The organism is Bacteroides faecalis (genome assembly GCF_003865075.1).
GTDB classification, from domain to species: Bacteria; Bacteroidota; Bacteroidia; order Bacteroidales; family Bacteroidaceae; genus Bacteroides; species Bacteroides faecalis.
Map to the genome: position 1 here is coordinate 619981 of NZ_BHWB01000002.1, position 19180 is coordinate 639160.

Annotated in this window: 14 protein-coding genes; 7 read left to right on the forward strand and 7 right to left on the reverse strand. The window is 39.3% G+C overall.

What is annotated here, in order from left to right; all coding sequences use genetic code 11:
- Nucleotides 1-4 precede the first annotated feature (4 nt).
- The 6 genes from EJF25_RS05290 (at nucleotide 5) to EJF25_RS05315 (ending at nucleotide 8169) form a co-directional block, all read left to right on the forward strand.
- Entirely contained in the window at nucleotides 5-1675 is a 1671-nt protein-coding gene (locus tag EJF25_RS05290; RefSeq protein ID WP_125040276.1) for a DUF4493 domain-containing protein, read from the forward strand.
- Between the two features lie 8 nt (nucleotides 1676-1683).
- Nucleotides 1684-2415 carry a hypothetical protein gene (locus EJF25_RS05295; RefSeq protein WP_125040275.1) on the forward strand — a complete coding sequence of 244 codons (732 nt, stop codon included), beginning with the start codon at nucleotides 1684-1686 and terminating at the stop codon, nucleotides 2413-2415.
- 17 nt (nucleotides 2416-2432) lie between these two features.
- Nucleotides 2433-4046, forward strand: a complete 1614-nt coding sequence (locus EJF25_RS05300) for a PCMD domain-containing protein (RefSeq protein WP_235016722.1) — start codon at nucleotides 2433-2435, stop codon at nucleotides 4044-4046.
- Nucleotides 4039-6192, forward strand: a complete 2154-nt coding sequence (locus tag EJF25_RS05305) for a DUF4493 domain-containing protein (RefSeq protein WP_235016721.1) — start codon at nucleotides 4039-4041, stop codon at nucleotides 6190-6192. Before EJF25_RS05300 ends, EJF25_RS05305 begins: the two co-directional genes overlap by 8 nt.
- Before the next feature lie 2 nt (nucleotides 6193-6194).
- Nucleotides 6195-6869 carry a DUF4493 domain-containing protein gene (locus EJF25_RS05310; RefSeq protein WP_125040273.1) on the forward strand — a complete coding sequence of 225 codons (675 nt, stop codon included), beginning with the start codon at nucleotides 6195-6197 and terminating at the stop codon, nucleotides 6867-6869.
- A 418-nt stretch (nucleotides 6870-7287) separates the two neighbouring features.
- Nucleotides 7288-8169, forward strand: coding sequence for a M48 family metallopeptidase (locus tag EJF25_RS05315; RefSeq protein ID WP_125040272.1), 882 nt, complete (start codon nucleotides 7288-7290; stop codon nucleotides 8167-8169).
- An 86-nt stretch (nucleotides 8170-8255) separates the two neighbouring features.
- On the opposite strand, the gene EJF25_RS05320 is transcribed toward EJF25_RS05315, so the two are convergent.
- The 6 genes from EJF25_RS05320 to EJF25_RS05345 all read right to left on the reverse strand — a co-directional run bounded on the left by EJF25_RS05320 (nucleotide 8256) and on the right by EJF25_RS05345 (nucleotide 16294).
- Entirely contained in the window at nucleotides 8256-9590 is a 1335-nt protein-coding gene (locus EJF25_RS05320; RefSeq protein WP_025075175.1) for an NADP-specific glutamate dehydrogenase, read from the reverse strand.
- Between the two features lie 163 nt (nucleotides 9591-9753).
- A complete protein-coding gene (locus EJF25_RS05325) occupies nucleotides 9754-9930 on the reverse strand; it encodes a hypothetical protein (RefSeq protein ID WP_125040271.1) in 177 nt (58 codons plus the stop codon).
- Nucleotides 9927-12218 carry an NADP-dependent malic enzyme gene (locus EJF25_RS05330; protein ID WP_125040270.1) on the reverse strand — a complete coding sequence of 764 codons (2292 nt, stop codon included), beginning with the start codon at nucleotides 12216-12218 and terminating at the stop codon, nucleotides 9927-9929. The genes EJF25_RS05325 and EJF25_RS05330 overlap by 4 nt, the downstream gene beginning before the upstream one ends.
- A gap of 94 nt (nucleotides 12219-12312) precedes the next feature.
- Complete coding sequence (locus EJF25_RS05335; RefSeq protein WP_125040269.1) at nucleotides 12313-13923, reverse strand: hypothetical protein; 1611 nt, start codon at nucleotides 13921-13923, stop codon at nucleotides 12313-12315.
- Nucleotides 13924-13926: 3 nt separating this feature from the next.
- Complete coding sequence (locus EJF25_RS05340) at nucleotides 13927-14961, reverse strand: HlyD family secretion protein (protein ID WP_125040268.1); 1035 nt, start codon at nucleotides 14959-14961, stop codon at nucleotides 13927-13929.
- 13 nt (nucleotides 14962-14974) lie between these two features.
- On the reverse strand, nucleotides 14975-16294 hold the full coding sequence (locus EJF25_RS05345) for a TolC family protein (protein ID WP_125040267.1): 1320 nt from the start codon (nucleotides 16292-16294) through the stop codon (nucleotides 14975-14977).
- Between the two features lie 720 nt (nucleotides 16295-17014).
- Here EJF25_RS05345 and EJF25_RS05350 point away from each other — a divergent pair.
- A complete protein-coding gene (locus tag EJF25_RS05350; protein WP_125040266.1) occupies nucleotides 17015-18217 on the forward strand; it encodes a multidrug effflux MFS transporter in 1203 nt (400 codons plus the stop codon).
- A gap of 6 nt (nucleotides 18218-18223) precedes the next feature.
- On the opposite strand, the gene EJF25_RS05355 is transcribed toward EJF25_RS05350, so the two are convergent.
- On the reverse strand, nucleotides 18224-19072 hold the full coding sequence (locus EJF25_RS05355) for a helix-turn-helix domain-containing protein (protein WP_025075654.1): 849 nt from the start codon (nucleotides 19070-19072) through the stop codon (nucleotides 18224-18226).
- Nucleotides 19073-19180 lie beyond the last annotated feature (108 nt).

A 19180-nucleotide genomic window follows, 5' to 3' on the forward strand; every position in this document is an offset into this window, starting at 1 on the left:
CATAATGAGACGATTTATTTTTAGCACATTTACTTTGTGCTTGTTAGCTATTATGATAGCTTGTCAGGATGAGACTTCTTCGAGTGATGGTTACGGTTATCTTCAGGTTTCTTCTGTGGGATTAGATAAAAATGTAATACCACAGGCAAGAGCTGTAGAGAAGATGGGACTGGACATTTTGCAAGAGGGAACAGTAGTGAAGCACGTAGATGACTGGACGCTATTACAAAGTGAAAGTCTGTTGCTTCCTGTAGGCAATTATTTTTTGCGAGCATATTCAATGGATAAGGATTCCACGCAGCAAGGATTTGAGGTTGCGCCCTATTATCTCGGTGAAACACTTGTGAAGATAGAGAAAGACATTTCTCGCTCGGTGGAAATTGTTTGTTCTATGGTTCAAAGCATGGTAGCTGTCAGCTATTCACAAAACTTTAAAAATGCTTTCTCTTCGTATGACTGTGTGGTTTCCAATGAATATGGAAGCATAGATTTTACATCTCAGGAAACACGTCCTGCTTATTGTCGTACTGGGAAATCTTTGAATGCTGTTTTGAAAGTGACAAATACCGATGGAAATTCCTTTACTTTTAATAAAGTAATAACAGAAAAGGCTGAAAAACGTTATTATTATAAGGTTAAGTACGATGTTACTAATGAAGGTAATGGTAGCTTTAATTTTACAGTAGATGAAACGACTCATGAGTATGAGGTAAATATAACTGTTCCTATGACATCTGATGCCGATCCGAATTTAAAGGTGACAGGCTCAAACGCATTTGGTAAGTTTGCTTATATGTATGGGGCTTCCACTTTGACCGGAGAAACTGAACCTATTGTTTTTCAGTATAAAAAATCATCAGAAGGAGTTTGGAAAAGTGTAAGTACAACAGTAGAGAACGGAGTATATAGCGCGAAAACTGAAGAATTGGAATTCGGAACGAGCTATGTTTATCGCCTTGCTTGTGGTACAAAGGTAGGAGCTACCGATATGTTCACTACCGAGGTGTATCAGGAAATACCGAATTTAAACTTTGATACCTGGTCGCAAAGTGGAAAGAACTATTTTGCAAACGCAGATGCAAGTGACTCATATTGGGCTACGGGCAATACCGGTGTTACTTCTATCTTGGCAGGTTCTAAAGATCCAATCACTGTTTCTGTAGAAGGAGATGATGCTTATTCGGGTAAAGCCGCCAAATTGAGAACGATAACAGGGGTTACTTTAGTAAAATCTGCTGCTGGTAATTTATTTATCGGAAGTTATAAAACGAATATGTCTAATCCTTCTGCCAGTGTTACGTTCGGCCGTCCTTATACTGGAGCTCGTCCTGTTTCACTTTCAGGATATTATAAGTATAGTCCGCAGCCTATTAACGAAGGTTCTAAGCCGGGTACATTGACTACCGATGAATGCAATATTTATGTAAAACTGTGGGATGCTTCCGGTAACCAGATTGGTTTTGGAGAGTTTGTCGGAACAGAGACAGTTACATCTTATACGAGATTTTCTTTTGATATTACCTATACGGATATGACGGCAAAACCGGCAACGATTACAATTGTTGCAACGTCAAGTCATTATGGTGGAGATTTTAGCGGCTCTGCTGTTGTAGGGCAGGTTGGAAATGGTAGTACACTCTGGATAGATGAGTTTGAGTTGTCATACTATAAATAATTAACTGAATGAAGAAAAGATATGTCATCTTTTTCATTTCCCTATTGTGCGTGGCAACCGTCTGCGCACAACGGGGATTTGACCGTAAAATAAAATCCTCTCTTTTTGTTCCTAAAGGCACTTGGATGGGTGGCTGCTCCTTTTCCTATTCTGAGCAAACAAATGACAATTACAAGTTCTTAGTTCTGGATAATGTCAAAGCAAGCGGATATAATTTCAAAGTCAGTCCGTATGCCGGATATTTCTTTGCTGATAATATGGCGGCAGGAGCACGACTCAATTATTCACGCTCTTACATTGACATCGGCAATCTCGATTTGGATCTGGGAGACGATCTTACCTTTGATATAAAAGATTATAAATATTTGGAACATACTGTCTATGCTTCCGGATTTCTGCGTACCTATATGGGGTTGGGAAACAGCAAAATTTTCGGCTTCTTCAATGAACTTCGTTTGTCATATGGTTACGGACAAGGGAAAAACACTTCCGGAGTAGAGAATGATCTGACAGGTACATATCAGTATATACATCGCTTGCAGTTGGGCTCTGCCCCCGGATTAACAGCTTTTGTAACAAATAATATAGCAGTAGAAGTTTCCATCGGTCTTGTTGGACTTGATTTTAAATGGATAAACCAGAAAACCAATCAGGTAGAGAGTGGATATCGCAGGAGTAGTTCTGCGAATTTTAAGATTGATATATTTTCGCTGAATATCGGAATGTGTTTTTATCTTTAATTCAAATGAGGAAAAAAATGAGAATATATATTTTGGGCATCGGTTTACTGGCTTTTCTATTGGGAGCTTGTATTGAAAATGATATTCCTTATCCCTATATTCCAGGTGAAATTCAAGAGTTTGAAATAGAAGGGCAGACCGAGGATACAAAGATTGATGCAACCAAACGTACCGTTGTACTTACTGTGGACGAGTTGGTGGAACTGGAAGAATTGAAAGTCACAAAGTTGGTGGCTAATTCTGAAGCAAAAATTCTTCCGGATGAAGCTGTTTGCGCTTCTGCCAAGCAGTTTCCTGATTTTAGTTTTACCTCTTTGAGTGATTTGCCCAGTAATGCCAATACAAAGATAAACTTCACAAATCCGGTTAAGATTCTATTACGTACTTATCAGGATTATCCGTGGACTGTTACGGTCAATCAAGTGATTAACCGTACTATAAATGTAGAAAATCAGGTAGGACAGCCAGTTATAGATGAACTGAACCATATTGTCTTGATCTATGTGTCAGCTTCTCAATCGCTGAAAGATGTGAAGATTAACGCATTGGAATTAGGAGGACGCAATGGGAGATTAGTGCCTGACCCAAGCGGTGTGAAGGATTTCAGCCGTCCGCAACAGTTTGCTGTTTATCGCGGAGAAAAATATCTTGGTCTGTGGACTGTGGATGTTGTCCAAACTGAGACTACTTCTTCTGTTGGAGAGGTGGAGATCTGGGCGAAAAAAGCAATTGTGAGCGGTGGAGTGAAAGCTGGGAGTACGCCTACCATTGAATATAAGAAAGCGTTGGATAGCAGTTGGAGTCAGTTAGACGCATCTGCTGTAAATATGTTAAGTGCTACTTCCTTTAAAGCAACGATTGCAGGTTTGGAGGACGGTACGGTTTATCAGTGGCGCATTTTAGTAGATGGTGTTGCCGGCAGTGTAGGATCTTTTACTACAGAGAAGATAACAGTGGTTCCCAATCTAAACTTCGATACTTGGATACAGAGTGGAAAGAACTGGTTTGCAAATTCGATTGCTGATGATTATGAAGCTGCCGGAGCCTATTGGGCTACGGGAAATGAGGGTGTTACTTCTTCTTTGGCTGGTGGCAATGATCCTATTACGGTTCCGGTAGAAGGAAGTGACGCTTACAAAGGAAAAGCGGCCCGTTTACGTAGTATTACCGGAGTTACGTTAGTTGGTGCTGCGGCAGGTAATTTATTTATTGGGAAGTATAAAACGAATATGATGAAACCTTCTGCCAGTGTCACTTTTGGACGGCCTTATACGGGTGCGCGTCCCACAAAGATGACGGGATATTATAAGTATAAGCCTGAACCGATAAATAATGGAGGAAGCATTCCGGGTACTTTGACCAAAGACCAATGCCATATATATATAAAATTATGGGATACTGCGGGCAATGAATTTGCTTATGGGGAGTTTGTTGGTTCGGTAGAAGTAACATCATATACTAAATTTACAATTGATATTGATTATAAGAATTTGAATGCTCGTCCTGCTGCCATGACTATTGTAGCTACATCCAGTCGTTACGGTGGAGAATTTGAAGGAGCTAAAGTCGTTGGGCAAGTTGGGCACGGCAGTACTCTTTATGTAGATGAATTTGAATTGTTATATGAATAGAAGAATAAGAATGAGGATCAAAGCTTTACATATAAGTTGTTTAGTCATTTTGTTTTTCGTGATTTCATGTCAGAGGGAGGAATTGATTTCTGAAAGCGGAAATCTGTCTATTACTCTAACGGATGGAGAAGCAGCTCTAAAAGTTCGTTCTTTACCGGATTTATCAGTTGAGACGGCAGGGCAATTTATTATTAAGATGCAAAATCTCGAGAAAGATAAAGTTGTTTTTGATAATACTCTTTCTGCTTTTAACGTTTCTGCACCTCATTTGTTTGTGGCGGGGCAGTATGAAGTGGTAGCTTCGTATGGGACAAATCCGGAACTTGCATTGGATGCTCCTTATTATACGTCGAAAACGATTGCGTTTGATATAGAATCCGGTAAGACGAAGGAATTGACGATTCCTTGTTTTGTTGGCAATTCTTTAGCTTCTTTCAAATTTGGAAATCAGGATAAACTTGAGAAGGTTTTGAAGGATTATTATATAGAATTAGTGGTAGGTGACCAATCTGTGGTTTGGCATCCGGGTGATATAGAGAACCCTTATTTCAGGGCAGGTTCCACGGTTGAACTTTATTTGAAAGGAACGTGGATAGAGAATAATAAAGGGTATAGCAAAAATTTTGCTGTAATCATGCCGGCGCAGAAAGGTAAAAACTATGTGTATACACTCAATATAGATACATCCAATATGACAGGTGTGATTTTTGATTTACAGATTGAAACCTCTATTGAAACGGTTACGGTGAATGAAACTGTCCCCCAAGAGTGGTTACCAAAGCCTAAAGTAGAAGCAATCGGATTTGATGATTCTAATGCATTGACATATGTAGAAACGGCTGATGCAACTACAGCTAAAATTGCCTATAAAGCTGTGCGTCCGGTAGAAGATGTTGAGTTTACTTTGAATTTTGAAGATGAGAAGCTTTCTTCACTGAATAAAACGTACTTATTGTCTACGCTTACAATAGACGAACGTACTTCATTGGAAGCTGTGAATATTATTTTGCCAACTTTGAATGTGGTAGAGGGTGTATTGGATTTATCTGCAATGACTGCTAACTTACTGGCAAAGAATGAAGGCGATGTAAATAACCTAATTGGTGTAAAGGTAAAGGCCAACGGAAGATGGAGTGAAGAAAAAACGTATACAATAAGGACTTTAAAACCTGAGTTTGCAGTATCAGTCTATCCGGGCAATATCTGGACTAAAGAATTAACGGCTAATCCACTTATGGCAACCGATATAAAAACAGGAAATATTGATAAAATTGTAACTGACGTTCAATATCAATTTAGCACAGATGGTAATTCATGGATTCCTTTGCTTTCAGATTTGCGTAAAGAGGGACTTGCTCCCGGAACAACATACTATGTACGGGCTTTGTATCGTGATGAATTAACTAGTGGTGTTACAGAGGTAAGGACATATGAGGCTCTTACTATACCCAATGCTTCTTTGGATGATGGGTATGATACTACCAATCCTAAAAGTAAAAATCCGCTTTATACATTTCAGGGCGGATGGATTGGAACCAGAAATCCATTGACTTGTCATACTAACGGTGTGAATGCTTTTTATGTTTCAAAATCGAGTACTCTTCCTATTTCTGATAATGGAAGTACGGTAGCACACATGATGACAATAGGGTGGGGAGCCGGAAACTCTTGTAGTTTTGGGAACAAAAGTGGAAGTATCATAAATAACATTTCAGCTGGTATTGTTTGTGTGGGAGAATATAGCGCTTCTGAAGATTCCGTTTATGGTAAAGCGGCATATATCCGTCCTACCAGTCTATCTTTTGTATATAAAGCCTCTCCCTACAATGGAGATGAATATCAGGTAGAGGCTTATTTGGAGAATATAACTGATGGTAAGGTTGTAGTGATAGGAAAAGCCTTTCTGAAATCCGGCATTGCTTATTCTTCTTATCAAACAGAAAGTCTGTCTTTTGATTATGATCCGACTCAGGAACGTTTACCTATCTCTCATTTGAGAATAATATTTAAAGCAGGAACGAAAGAAGATAAGGATCATTTGGAAGATAAGTTTACTAAGGAAGGAAGTGGAAGTTTTTATTCTAACTATTATATCAGAGGTAGCCAATTTTGGCTCGATTCTTTTGAATTGCATTACGATAAATAAATATGAAACAGATTTATATTATTATAATCTTCTTATTGGTAAGTTTTTCTTTTGTATCTTGTAGTGAAGAGCAACATTATACCAATAAGTCTTTTGGATATTTTTCTATTTCGAACCTTTTCTTGAGTTGCGATGAAGAGGTTCATCCTTTGGTTCGTGCCGTGGATACATCTCTTCAGTTACAGATCTGTCAAGGGGGAGAAATCGTAAAGGATTATGCTCCTGGAGAAGATTTATCGAAACGTATTGTGCTTCCAGTAGGGGAGTATACATTAAAAACTTTTACTCCAGATCAATCGGAAGCGGTTAATGGTCAAATAGGTGTACCTGTTTATGAAACAATTTCTTCCTTTGAAGTAAGGGAAGGGGATATAACTAGCATTTCTTTGGTTGTTCCACAAGTTAATGTAGGAGTTTGTGTTAATGTATCAGATGAATTTAAGGTGAATTTTCATAATTTATCTGTTACTATAGCTTCTGTGACTGGACGTTCGATTGTTATTGCAGATATAGATACTTCGTCTCCGTATTATTATTTTGCTATTCCTTCTGACGGAAAACTAAAATATACTGTAACGGCTTACAATGCAGATGAAGAAGAAATGACTTTAACAAAAGAAATAGTGGACATTGTTTCGGCTAAGAATTACTCCATTCATCTGGATTTGTCTAATTGAATTTGATTATTACAGGAGTAAAAGAAATACAGATTATAGAAAAATAAAGATTTGTTGTAATCTAAACAGTGTTAGCAAAGTAAGTGAAATTATTCTTTGTTGACACTGTTTTTTTATACTTCCGAATTCTTAGAAAAACAGTTGGTCCATTTAATTCTAATATGTTGCTTTGTCAATAGTTGTATATCTGTAATAATTAACTGTTTTATTTAGGTTTGCAATTACCGGAATATCTCTTGACCAACTATTGCACTTCTTTTTTCTAATTGATTATCATTTTATATCCAGAGACTTAAGGTTTCCGAAGTGAACTAAATATTTTGGATCTATTAAATCAAAATAAATTCCTGATTGTTCATTATTATAAAAGTGCTATTTTTGTTTAATGAAAAAAGGGTATTACTATAATAATATAATTATGAAAAAAGGAATTGTTGCTGTTTCTATGCTTTTGTTATTATCCGGATGCAGTAGCGTTGCTTTGACAGGACGTAAACAACTGCTACTGGTCTCTGATTCTGAAGTCATGAGCTTGAGTAATTCAAGTTTTCAGGATTATATGAAAACTGCGAAAGCCTCTACAAATGTGGCAAATACTGCGATGGTTGTCCGGGTAGGTAAGCGAATAGCCAATGCGGTAGAGACATATCTGCGTAATAACGGTATGGCTGATCAGATTCAGAATTTTGCCTGGGAGTTTCATCTGGTGCAAGATAAAGAACCGAATGCTTTTTGTATGCCGGGTGGAAAGATTGTGGTTAATGAGGGTATTTTACCTTATACCCAAACAGAAGAAGGACTTGCCATTGTCTTGGGGCATGAAGTTGGCCATGCTGTAGCCAAACATTCTGCTGAACGGCTGAGCCAGCAAATGGTGGCTTCTTATGGCGGGCAAATATTAAATGGAGTGCTTTCCAACAAATCTACTGCTACACAAGCTTTAGCACAACAGGTTTACGGATTGGGAGCACAATATGGAGTGATGTTGCCTTATTCCCGTAAAAATGAAAGTGAGGCTGACCATCTGGGGTTGGTGTTTGCTGCAATGGCAGGATACAATCCGGAAGCAGCTATAGTTTTTTGGCAACGTATGGCTTCAGCGGGAGCACAAAAAATACCGGAGTTTATGAGTACTCACCCTTCGGATGTGTCCCGTATCAACAATATAAAGAAATTAATACCAGAGGCAATGAAATATTACCAACCGGGACAAACGCAACTGCCGGGACAGTCGCTAAAGCAGACTTCTGGAAAATCTTCCGATAAACAACCCTATCGCTTTGAGAAAGTAACGAAATAAGAGATATAAAGAATCCCCGTCTTCCCTAAAAAAGAAAGAACGGGGATTTATTAACTATAGCTTACTAATAATTGTATTGTGGCTGATTATAAAATACCTTGTGCCATCATTGCTTTTGCAACCTTCATGAATCCAGCTACGTTGGCACCCTTCACATAGTTTACATATCCGTTAGCTTCAGTACCATACTGAACACAAGCAGCGTGGATATTCTTCATGATGCTCTTCAGTTTTTCATCTACCTCTTCAGAGCTCCAACTCAGTTTGATAGAGTTCTGAGTCATTTCCAGACCAGATACTGATACACCACCGGCATTTGCAGCTTTACCCGGAGCGTAAAGGATTTGAGCTTCCTGGAATATACGGATAGCCTCAGGAGTAGAAGGCATGTTTGCACCTTCAGAAACAGCTATCACACCGTTAGCAATCAACTTCTTAGCGTCATCGCCGTTGATTTCGTTCTGAGTTGCAGAAGGAAGAGCGATATCAGCTTTTTCTCCCCAAGGACGAGCTCCTTCTACATATTTGCAACCATATTTTTCAGCATATTCGCGAATACGTCCACGATACAGGTTTTTAAGTTCCATGATGTAATCCAGCTTTTCGCGGTCGATACCTTCCGGATCGTAGATATAGCCGTCAGAGTCGGACATGGTAACAACCTTACCACCCAATTCGAGTACTTTTTCTACTGTGTATTGAGCAACGTTACCAGAACCGGATACCAGACAAGTTTTGCCTTTCAAATCCATACCCTTAGTTTTCAGCATTTCCATCAAGAAATAGATGTTACCGTAACCAGTAGCTTCCGGACGAATCAATGAACCACCGAATTCGCGGCCTTTACCTGTAAATGTTCCGGTAAATTCGTGAGCTAATTTCTTGTACATACCGAACATGAAACCTACTTCACGACCACCAACACCGATATCACCGGCGGGAACGTCAGTCTCAGGACCAATGTGGCGCCACAATTCCAGCATGAATGCTTGTACGAAACGCATTACTTCAGCGTTTGATTTTCCACGTGGAGAGAAGTCGGAACCACCTTTACCACCACCCATTGGCAATGTCGTCAGTGAGTTTTTGAATGTCTGCTCAAAAGCAAGGAATTTCAGAATTGAAAGGTTTACAGATGAGTGGAAACGGATACCGCCTTTGTACGGGCCAATCGCGTTGTTGTGCTGAACACGGTAACCCATGTTAGTCTGCACGTTGCCTTTATCATCTACCCAAGTTACGCGGAACTGGAATACTCTATCAGGAATACACAAACGTTCAATCAAGTTTGCTTTGTCGAACTCAGGATGTTTGTTGTATTCTTCTTCAATAGTTGAAAGAACTTCTTCTACTGCCTGATGATACTCCGGTTCATTGGGAAACCGTCTTTTCAAATCGTCTAATACCTTAGCTGCATTCATAATCTTTTTGTCTTTTATTGGTTGTTATAAATTCGATTATCTATTTCTCTAATGCGGTTGCAAAAGTAAAGATAAAAATTAAACTAGCAAACATTTTATAAAGAAAAATGCGATAAAATATCAAATTTGATATTTTATCGCATAAAAAATGGGAAAAAAGATATTATTTGTTCTTTTTGATAGACTTATAGACAGGAATAAAGACTAATGCTGCCGAAATGATAAGCATTACTACTGTCATTCCGTCAATACGTTCGGCTTTTGTTAGAACCAAATAGCAAAGCGCCAGCCAAAGTAGGCTGACGCAAACTATTTGTGATTTGGATAATGGTTTTCTCATTGATTTCCTTTTTTCTTCTTTTCAACGATAGCATCAATCACTGCTACGGCAGTAATGTTAACGATATCACGAACAGAACTTTCGAAGTCGGTGAAGTGAATCGGCTTGTTCAATCCCATTTGGATAGGACCAATAAATTCTGTATCGGGATCCATTGCCTGAAGCAATTTGTAACCTATGTTTGCCGAACTCAGGTTAGGGAAAACCAGCGTATTTACATCTTTACCTTTCAGACGTGTAAACGGATATTTAGCGTCACGAAGTTCACGATTGAGAGCAAAGTTTACTTGCATTTCACCATCAATGGCAAGATCAGGAAATTCCTTCTGCATAGAGTTGATTGCTTCGTGCACTTTTACAGGACTACCTGAGGTATCAGCTCCAAAATTGGAATAAGAGAGCATAGCCATAACAGGGATATGATTGAAAAAACGTACTGTTTTGTCAGCAAGTTTGGCTATATCAGTCAGAGTTTCTGTGTCTGGGTGACGGTTGATTAGCGTATCGGCAAGGAAGAAAGTACCTTTCTTTGAGTTGAGGATATGCATCGTACCGAAGTGTTTGAATCCGGGCTGGATACCAATAACCTCTTTTGCTACCTTGATGGTGTTACTGTATTTGGTATAAATTCCGGTGATAAAAGCATCTGCATCACCAGTTTCAACCATCATCATTCCGAAGTAGTTGCGTTCGAACATTTTGTCATTGGCTTCTTCATAAGTAAAACCTTCGCGAGCACGTTTTTCTGTTAGAATACGAGCGTAGCGTTCACGACGTTCCAATTCGTTCGGATGGCGGAGATTTACGATTTCAATACCTTCCAAGCTAAGGTCTAATTGCTGAGCCATTTTGGCGATCACTTCGTCATTACCTAATAATATAGGATGACAGATGCCTTCGGATTTGGCTTCGACTGCAGCTTTCAGCATATTGGGATGGCCACCTTCGGCAAATACAACGCGTTGTGGATTACGGCGAGCTGTGTCGTGCAATTGACGGGTTAATTCTGATTCATATCCCATCAATTCGCGGAGATGGACACGATAAGCGTCCCAGTCCTCGATTTCTATACGTGCTACTCCACTTTCCATGGCAGCTTTGGCTACGGCACAGGAAACTTCTGTGATGAGGCGTGGGTCTACCGGTTTCGGAATAAAATATTCAGGGCCGAACGAGAAATTGTTTACATGATATGCTGCATTTACCACATCAGGTACAGGTTGTTTTGCCAAATTAGCAATAGCGTGTACAGCTGCAATCTTCATTTCTTCATTGATTGCTTTGGCGTGTGTATCCAATGCACCGCGGAAAATATAAGGGAATCCGATTACATTATTAATCTGGTTCGGATAGTCGGAACGTCCGGTTGCCATCAATACGTCTGGGCGGGCAGCCATGGCGTCTTCGTAAGAGATTTCTGGTGTCGGATTCGCTAATGCAAATACGATCGGCATGGGAGCCATACTACGTACCATATCCTGATTTAGCACATTTCCTTTTGACAAGCCGAGGAATACGTCAGCACCTTTAATGGCTTCTTCCAAAGTATGAATGTCAGTACGGTCCGTTGCAAAATATCTCTTTTGTTCGTTCAGGTCAGTACGTGCTTTACTGATGACTCCTTTGCTATCCAACATCACGATGTTTTCCAGACGTGCACCCAGAGATACATATAATTTAGTACAGGAGACAGCAGAGGCCCCGGCACCGTTCACTACGATTTTTACGTCTGCAATGTTTTTGCCGGCCACTTGCAGTGCATTTACCAATCCTGCACTGGAGATGATGGCAGTTCCATGTTGGTCATCGTGCATGACGGGAATATCGAGTTCCTCTTTCAGACGGCGTTCGATTTCAAAACATTCCGGAGCTTTTATATCTTCCAGATTGATACCACCGAAAGTGGGAGCAATTGCTTTAACAGCTTCGATAAATTTATCCGGGTCTTTTTCGTCTACTTCAATATCGAATACATCAATTCCTGCATAAATTTTGAAAAGTAAACCTTTACCTTCCATTACGGGTTTACCGCTAAGAGCACCTATATTACCTAAACCAAGTACTGCTGTACCGTTAGAGATTACGGCTACCAGATTTCCTTTGGCTGTATATTTGTAAGCATCTTGTGGATTCTTCTCTATTTCGAGGCATGGTTCTGCCACGCCGGGAGAATAAGCGAGTGATAAGTCTGTCTGTGTACTATAAGGTTTGGTAGGAACTACCTCAATCTTGCCGGGCTTGCCTTGTGAATGATAGAGCAGAGCGGCTTCTTTGGTTATCTTAGCCATACTAGTTGTATTTTTTGTAAATTATCAATTGGCTGCAAATGTAGGAATAAAAGTTTGGAATTGTAGCTTTATGGCAAAATTATATGTTATTTTATTATCTTTTATCGGATGGAGCATGTGATGTACGCCAAAATGTATTTTTAACTTCTCGGGCTACATTTTTCCAATTGGGCATACGTTTTAAAGAACGGCGTATCGGAAAGTCGTAGAGTAATAACAGCAGAAAGAGGAAAATACATGCATAGGCCACCCAGCCGTAAATTTGCTTGATGCTCACTTCCATCATTTGACTAATAAATTCTTCCATATAATGACCAAGATGGAATGGATTGTTACTGAAAGATACATGATCGATCGCCGATCCGTAACGTCCCAGATTGTCGGGTACGTAGTAAGCCAATCCTTGTGAATAGATTGCACAGCCCAGTACTCCGCCGACTACCATATGGAGCATATTGAATACACTTAATCCCTGAAAGAAATGTTGGAAGGTCATAATCTCTTCCAGACATACCATGAAAGTGGCACTTAATACTGCATAAGCAAAGCCTCGACAAATCGTTGGCAGATAGAGTTGGGAGATATGAATGTCAGTCGAAAGAGTCAGGTAATATCCGATTAAGTAACCTATTAGTCCAACAAATCCGACAATGATAAGACGTACATAATTATATTGTTTGACGTGCATCCACCAGTAAGAAAACAGGCAACCACCAATAATACCTATGATAGCAAACCAATCTAATTGTACACTGACCATTTCTTCATATTTCATCACCTCTTCATAAAAGACTTCTTCTAATACGTGTTCTGTTGCCAGAAATGCTTCTACTATCGTAATCAGTCCTAGTAACGGCCAATAAAACCGATAAGTCCACATCTTAGGTTCAAGAAACGGATGGCGGATGGTCATCATACGCCAGATACAAAATACTAGGGTGATGATGATTGCTACCGATAATTGCCGGATAACAGGACTGTTCCACCAATCGTACCAATCACCATAATTAAATAGGAAAGTGATTTCGGCTAATAAAGCGGCCCATAAAGCTGCGCCTAGCCAATCAATACCGAATAGTGGGAACTTGCGCATGAAACGGAAATGTTTAACGCAAGTAAACTGTATAAATAAGACTATTAACATTAACCCTACAATAAAGAGGTGCATATAGGTCCAGTTGTAGTGGTACATTAAATAGGTCGTTATCAAGTCTGACAACTGAATGCTGCCTAAAATAACAATATGAAGCCATGGAAAGAATACGGTGAAATCTCGTGTCGGCGTCATCCACAACTGGATATTGGACATGCACTCAAAAGTTCCCTGAATTTTACACATACCTTCAATGAAACATACCAACCACAAAAGTGGAAGAAAGCTGATGGATGGCGCTACTAGATTGCAAAGCAAAACTCCCAATGCTGCCGATGTAAGCAAAGTTTTATTGGTAAAGCGGAACTTCATTCGGAATAATAGCGGAAAGTAGATTGCCATTCCCGCCAGATTGGCGTACATACACATGAGAATATCTTCACGCATCAGTACTTTGCCACCGATCATCTGATTTAATGCTCCCAAATAAACTCCCCCCGATAATTGGAAGGTAACAGCAATGAATAGATAAATCCATGGTTGTATTTTTCGTGGCACAAAGCTACGAAACATCGGCATCGTGAAAGGACCGTTTAAAACAGGTGCTCCCATATGTTAATATTTTACTTCACATTCTACATTGAACCCTGCTCGTAAACGTTTTAAGTCTTCGGGCTTGTTTCCTTTCAGACGGATGCGGACGGGGATACGTTGCTCTACTTTTACGAAATTTCCCGTGGCATTATCTTGTGGAATCATAGAGAAAGCTGCTCCTGTTGCATCCGAAATGGATTCTACAGTTCCTTTGAAAATTATATTCGGCACTGCGTCTGCGGTCATTTCTACTTCGGCTCCCTCTTTAATATTAGGTAATTGGGTTTCGCGATAGTTGGCTATGATCCACAGGTCACTATTATCTACAATATCAACCATTGTTTGTCCCGGTTGTACCAGTTGTCCTTCCTGTATCTCTTTTCGTCCCGTAGTTCCATCGCATGGAGCAATGATAACTGTATAAGAAAGGTTCAGACGAGCGAGCTCGAGTGCAGCTTCTGCCAGACGGACTCCTGCTTCATTCTGTCCTAAGCGGTGGGTCTGTTCACTTTTAACTAACGATGTAGACTGCTTGGCACGTGATACTTGTTCGTAGCGTGCTTTTGCTGCTTCGTATGCTGTATGTACATTATCATATTGTTGTTTGGTAACTGCATCGTCTTTCAGTAGTTTTTCAAAACGATCCAATTCACGTTTGGCATTTTCCATTTGTACGCGAACTTCCTCTATACTTGCATCGTTTACACTCAAATTGTTTTGAGTGGTGGCAATACCGATGGTGGTAGCTTGCCTTCCTGCCATAGCGTTTGCCAAATCTGCTTCTGCCTGAGCAACGCGAAGTCGAAATTCCGCATCTTCGATGATAAGCAACGTATCACCTTTATGTACCGGCTGATATTCTTCGAAACAGATTCTTTTTATAAATCCCGGTACGCGGGTATTAATCGGAGTAATGTGTTGTTTAACTTGTGCGTTATCAGTATATTCTATACTTCCCAAATGAAGAAAACGGGAACAAACATAGGCTGCACCGCCGATGAGGAAACAAAGAATCAGAATATTGTATATAATCTTTTGAGTTTTTCTAGCTATCATAATCTATTGTATTTTAAAGGGTATGTGTGATATATTTCATTTTGTAGTAACTGTAGATCACGTTGATACGTGCATTAACCAGAGCAAGATCAGCACTTAGCTTCATGTTACTGGCGTCAAGCATATCGGTAAGTAACGCCAGATCGTTTTTGTAACGGTTGCTGGTTACACTGTAGTTTTGATCAGCCAGTTCCACGCTTTTTTCTTGTGTGCGTAAGTCGGTAAAAGAGGTAAGGAAATTAACATAATTGGCTTGAACACCATTCTCAACTTGTTCTTGTGCAAGAATATATTCCTCCTGTGATTTTTGTATATTCAATTTTGCCTGACGGACTTTCTTATTGTTTTTGAACAATGAAGAAAGATTGTATTTGATTCCTACTCCTACATACCAATAATTAAAATTGTTGTTCAATACCGGAACTTCAATGGTGATGGGACCATCCAAATGTTCTCCTGCAACAAGAGCTATTTTGGGAAGGAGTTCCGAACGTTCCAGTTTGGCCTTCTGTTCGTTCATTTTCACAGCCAGTTGTGCTTGTTGCAAACCTACATTACTTTGAGTAGCTAATTGCTGCCAGTCATTTTCTGCCAGTGCTTTCACTTCTTCTTCTAGTAAAGTGGAATCAGGAATGATTTCTGTTCCGACAGGTAGGTGAAGAGTAGTCACTAATTGATGGTTCATGATTTTGCAAGCATCTTGAACTTTGGCAAGCTGCAACTTTAACGTCTCTTTTTGTAATTCATAGCGGGTGATATCATTTTTCAAAGCCGTTCCTTGTGTGCGTCGTGCTTTCATGTTACGTATCACTTGTTCTGTTAAATCGAGATTTTTCTGTAATACTTGTATCTGATTGTTTAGTTTATACAGATCCAGGTAATAACCGGTCAGAAGAAAACGTATTTCCTGACGATTTTTCTGCCAATCTAATTCACTCATCTTTTGCCCGAGTTCAGCCAGAGCGATTCCGCTGTTGATTGCTCCACCTGCATAGATCACTTGCTGCGCTTCCAAGGCGAAGTTATTGCCGAAATGAGGCATCGGAATATTCTGACCATTTGTGAAATCACGATCCCATAAATATCCATTACCAAGATAACTGAACGATAGTGAAGCGCCTATATCCGGCAACCGTTCTGATTTGGCTGCTTTTAAAGCTTCATCAGCTGCCTCTTTTCCGGTTTTGTACGTTCGGATACTCTGGCTGTTCTCATCTGCCAGACGAAAGATTTCATTAATGCCCAACACCTGTTTTGATGACGTCTGGGCAGACAAACTCTGACTGCATAGTGCCACGCATAGCGGTACTATGAGCCATCCTTTTTTGCTCATAAAGTAAAATAAATAATTAATGTGATTAAAATATTCGCTCTTATATCATGCTTCCTTTCCTGAAGGTCAGCGTTTTGAATTGTGGCGAGTCATTAAAATGAGAATGATTATATCTGTGCAGCTACTCCCCAACTGTGGAAATCGTGCATTTTGTTTTTATAGCGAATGGAAATTTGATAATACTTAAGTTTCATATTGATACTTGTTTTCTATTTTGATTTGCAAAATTATAAAAAATAATAGGTAAGTTGTGACTTTATATATCTACAAATATAATGTTTTTTAACGAATACTCTTTCTCTTTTTTATTCTTGGATGATGCTTAACCAAGTTATTTAATTTGTGGTTTTATCAAGTAAGTAGTAATGTTACGGTATCTGTCATTAGCTTCGTTCAAAACATCTTTTAGCTTTTATATTACGGTATATTCATACTACCGTAGGGAGAAAGAATCTCTTCTTTGTATATGCCGAAGAGGAGATTCTTCACTTCCTTATGAATGAAAGAGATACTATCGAGAATCATTCTTATATTGCAGAAAAAAATGAAAGAATACTTATAATACTAAAACGAATTAAATTAAGAATTGGCTGAGCTATCTGTTACAAAGTGATTCTTCACTCTAGAATTGTTCTGAAAAGTACTAATTTTGTTCTTGTTTTGACGTTCTCATATAGATAGAAAGCCCATACCTTTGCACTCAAATTTAAAAGATAGATTATGAATGCAATAAAAGAAGAAAATTCAAAGGTCTTTCTGTTGTTATTGTTAGGAATGTTGACAGCATTCGGACCTTTTGTTACGGATATGTATTTACCCAGCCTGCCCTCGATGACAGACTATTTTTCCACAAGTTCTTCTATGGTACAGTTAGGACTTACTACAAGTATGATAGGCTTGGCGTTGGGACAAATCTTTTTTGGACCTCTTAGTGATAAATATGGCAGACGTCCGCTATTATTGGTGTCGATAGTGTTATTTATGATTTCTACTATGTTATGTTTGTTTGTGCCGGATATTTATTCGTTTGTTACATTAAGATTAGTACAAGGTATAGCTGGAGCAGGAGGAATAGTAATTTCCCGTTCGATATCAACAGATAAGTTTTCGGGAAAAGAATTAGCTAAAATGCTGGCAATAATTGGTGCAATAAATGGAGTTGCTCCCGTTGCGGCTCCGGTTATCGGAGGATTGCTGACAGGCACAGTGGGTTGGAAAGGTATTTTCGTGATCCTGTTGCTTTTGGGAATATTGTTGTGGATTGGTTGTATTCGTTTTAAAGAATCACTGCCTGTAGAAAAACGTTCGAAGACAGGAGTTGTTGCTACATTCCGTAGTTTCGGTACAATTGTTCGTAACGGTCGTTTTATGCTTTATGTCTTGCAATTAGCATTTGCACAAGGCATTTTATTTGCCTACATTGCTTCTTCTCCTTTTATAATCCAACAGCATTACGGATTTTCTCCTTTAGCTTTCAGTATTTGTTTTGCTGTCAATGCAATAGCTATTGGGACAGCTGCCGCTATTTCGGTAAAATTCCGTAAGACTGAGTACGGAACACTGACTGGGTGTGTTGGTATGTTGGTTTTGTCTATCCTTATGATGGTTGCTTTATACAGTCAATGCAACTTCTGGACCTATGAATTGCTGATGTTTACGTTATTATTTATGATGGGATTGACTTTTACAACTTCCACTACTTTGGCGATGGACTGTGAACGTCAGTATTCCGGTGCAGCTTCCGCTTTGCTGGGTGCACTGTGTTTTGCGGCCGGTGGAATAGTTTCTCCATTAGTCGGTTTAGGCGATATACTTATATCTACTGGGATAACATTCATAATTTGTGCTATTTGTTCATTACTATGTGCGTTAGGAGCAGTCAGACGAACCATAGTCAAGGTAGTAAAAGTAAGCCGGATTTAGTCCGGCTTACATCGAATATTTACTTTGATATTCTCTGGGTGACATTCCTTCGTGCCGTTTGAAATATCTTCCTAGATACGATTGGTCCGGGAAACCGAGTCGGTGGGCTATCTCTTGTATGGTCAGTCCGGTGGATTGGAGTAACACTTTTATCTCCAGAATAGCAAAGTCGTCAATAATCTTTTTAGCAGAATCGCCGGTTACACTTCTACAGATACCCGTTAGATATTTGGTAGAGATACAGAGTTTACTGGCATAAAAATTTACTTCCCGTTGAGAAATACAGTTTTCGTGAACTAAAGCGACGAAATGCTTAAAGATTTCATCCTGTCGGCTTCCACCTTCAATTTCACGTCGGTCGAAATAACGGTAACACTTATCATAAATGTTCAGCATGAAGGATTGAAGATGATTTTTGGCTATTTGGTTTCGAAAACGATTTTCACGATCTTTATAGATTGCCGTTGTCGCACGTATTAATCCATTAATGGTTTCGGTATTTTCTTCGGAAAGGGTGTAACAAGGATTCTCTTTAAGGAACTGGAAGAAAAATGGTTCGAATCGGAGACAAGCCTCCCGGAACATATCTTGTGGAAATCCGAAAAAAGAAGCGGTAAAATCGCTACTGCTGCCATTGATGCGTATGATAGTTCCCGGTAACAATACTATTTGGGTATTTTCAATAACTTCATAATCTTTCAGGTCGATCGTTACATGTGCCCACCCACTTTGACAGAAATAGATGGCACCACCTTCCAGTTTCCACAGGTGGTGCATGATTGGTGACAAATTTTCATCTGTGCCAGCCACAAAGGGTTCACGAAGTACAGCAAGTATAGATTTTCTTTCTTTCATATACAGTTCTTTTTTAGGAAGGCAAAAATAAGATTTTTTTGCTAAATATTAGCTTTTATGTTCCGAAAATGAACAAAACTGAAAACACTATGAATAGTTTTCTATCAT

Excerpts from the sequence above, each read along its gene's own strand:
- EJF25_RS05290 (WP_125040276.1), top strand. The coding sequence starts at position 5 with ATGAGACGATTTATTTTTAGCACATTTACTTTGTGCTTGTTAGCTATT.
- EJF25_RS05295 (WP_125040275.1), top strand. The coding sequence starts at position 1,684 with ATGAAGAAAAGATATGTCATCTTTTTCATTTCCCTATTGTGCGTGGCA.
- EJF25_RS05300 (WP_235016722.1), top strand. The coding sequence starts at position 2,433 with ATGAGAATATATATTTTGGGCATCGGTTTACTGGCTTTTCTATTGGGA.
- EJF25_RS05305 (WP_235016721.1), top strand. The coding sequence starts at position 4,039 with ATGAATAGAAGAATAAGAATGAGGATCAAAGCTTTACATATAAGTTGT.
- EJF25_RS05310 (WP_125040273.1), top strand. The coding sequence starts at position 6,195 with ATGAAACAGATTTATATTATTATAATCTTCTTATTGGTAAGTTTTTCT.
- EJF25_RS05315 (WP_125040272.1), top strand. The coding sequence starts at position 7,288 with ATGAAAAAAGGAATTGTTGCTGTTTCTATGCTTTTGTTATTATCCGGA.
- EJF25_RS05320 (WP_025075175.1), bottom strand. The coding sequence starts at position 9,590 with ATGAATGCAGCTAAGGTATTAGACGATTTGAAAAGACGGTTTCCCAAT.
- EJF25_RS05325 (WP_125040271.1), bottom strand. The coding sequence starts at position 9,930 with ATGAGAAAACCATTATCCAAATCACAAATAGTTTGCGTCAGCCTACTT.
- EJF25_RS05330 (WP_125040270.1), bottom strand. The coding sequence starts at position 12,218 with ATGGCTAAGATAACCAAAGAAGCCGCTCTGCTCTATCATTCACAAGGC.
- EJF25_RS05335 (WP_125040269.1), bottom strand. The coding sequence starts at position 13,923 with ATGGGAGCACCTGTTTTAAACGGTCCTTTCACGATGCCGATGTTTCGT.
- EJF25_RS05340 (WP_125040268.1), bottom strand. The coding sequence starts at position 14,961 with ATGATAGCTAGAAAAACTCAAAAGATTATATACAATATTCTGATTCTT.
- EJF25_RS05345 (WP_125040267.1), bottom strand. The coding sequence starts at position 16,294 with ATGAGCAAAAAAGGATGGCTCATAGTACCGCTATGCGTGGCACTATGC.
- EJF25_RS05350 (WP_125040266.1), top strand. The coding sequence starts at position 17,015 with ATGAATGCAATAAAAGAAGAAAATTCAAAGGTCTTTCTGTTGTTATTG.
- EJF25_RS05355 (WP_025075654.1), bottom strand. The coding sequence starts at position 19,072 with ATGAAAGAAAGAAAATCTATACTTGCTGTACTTCGTGAACCCTTTGTG.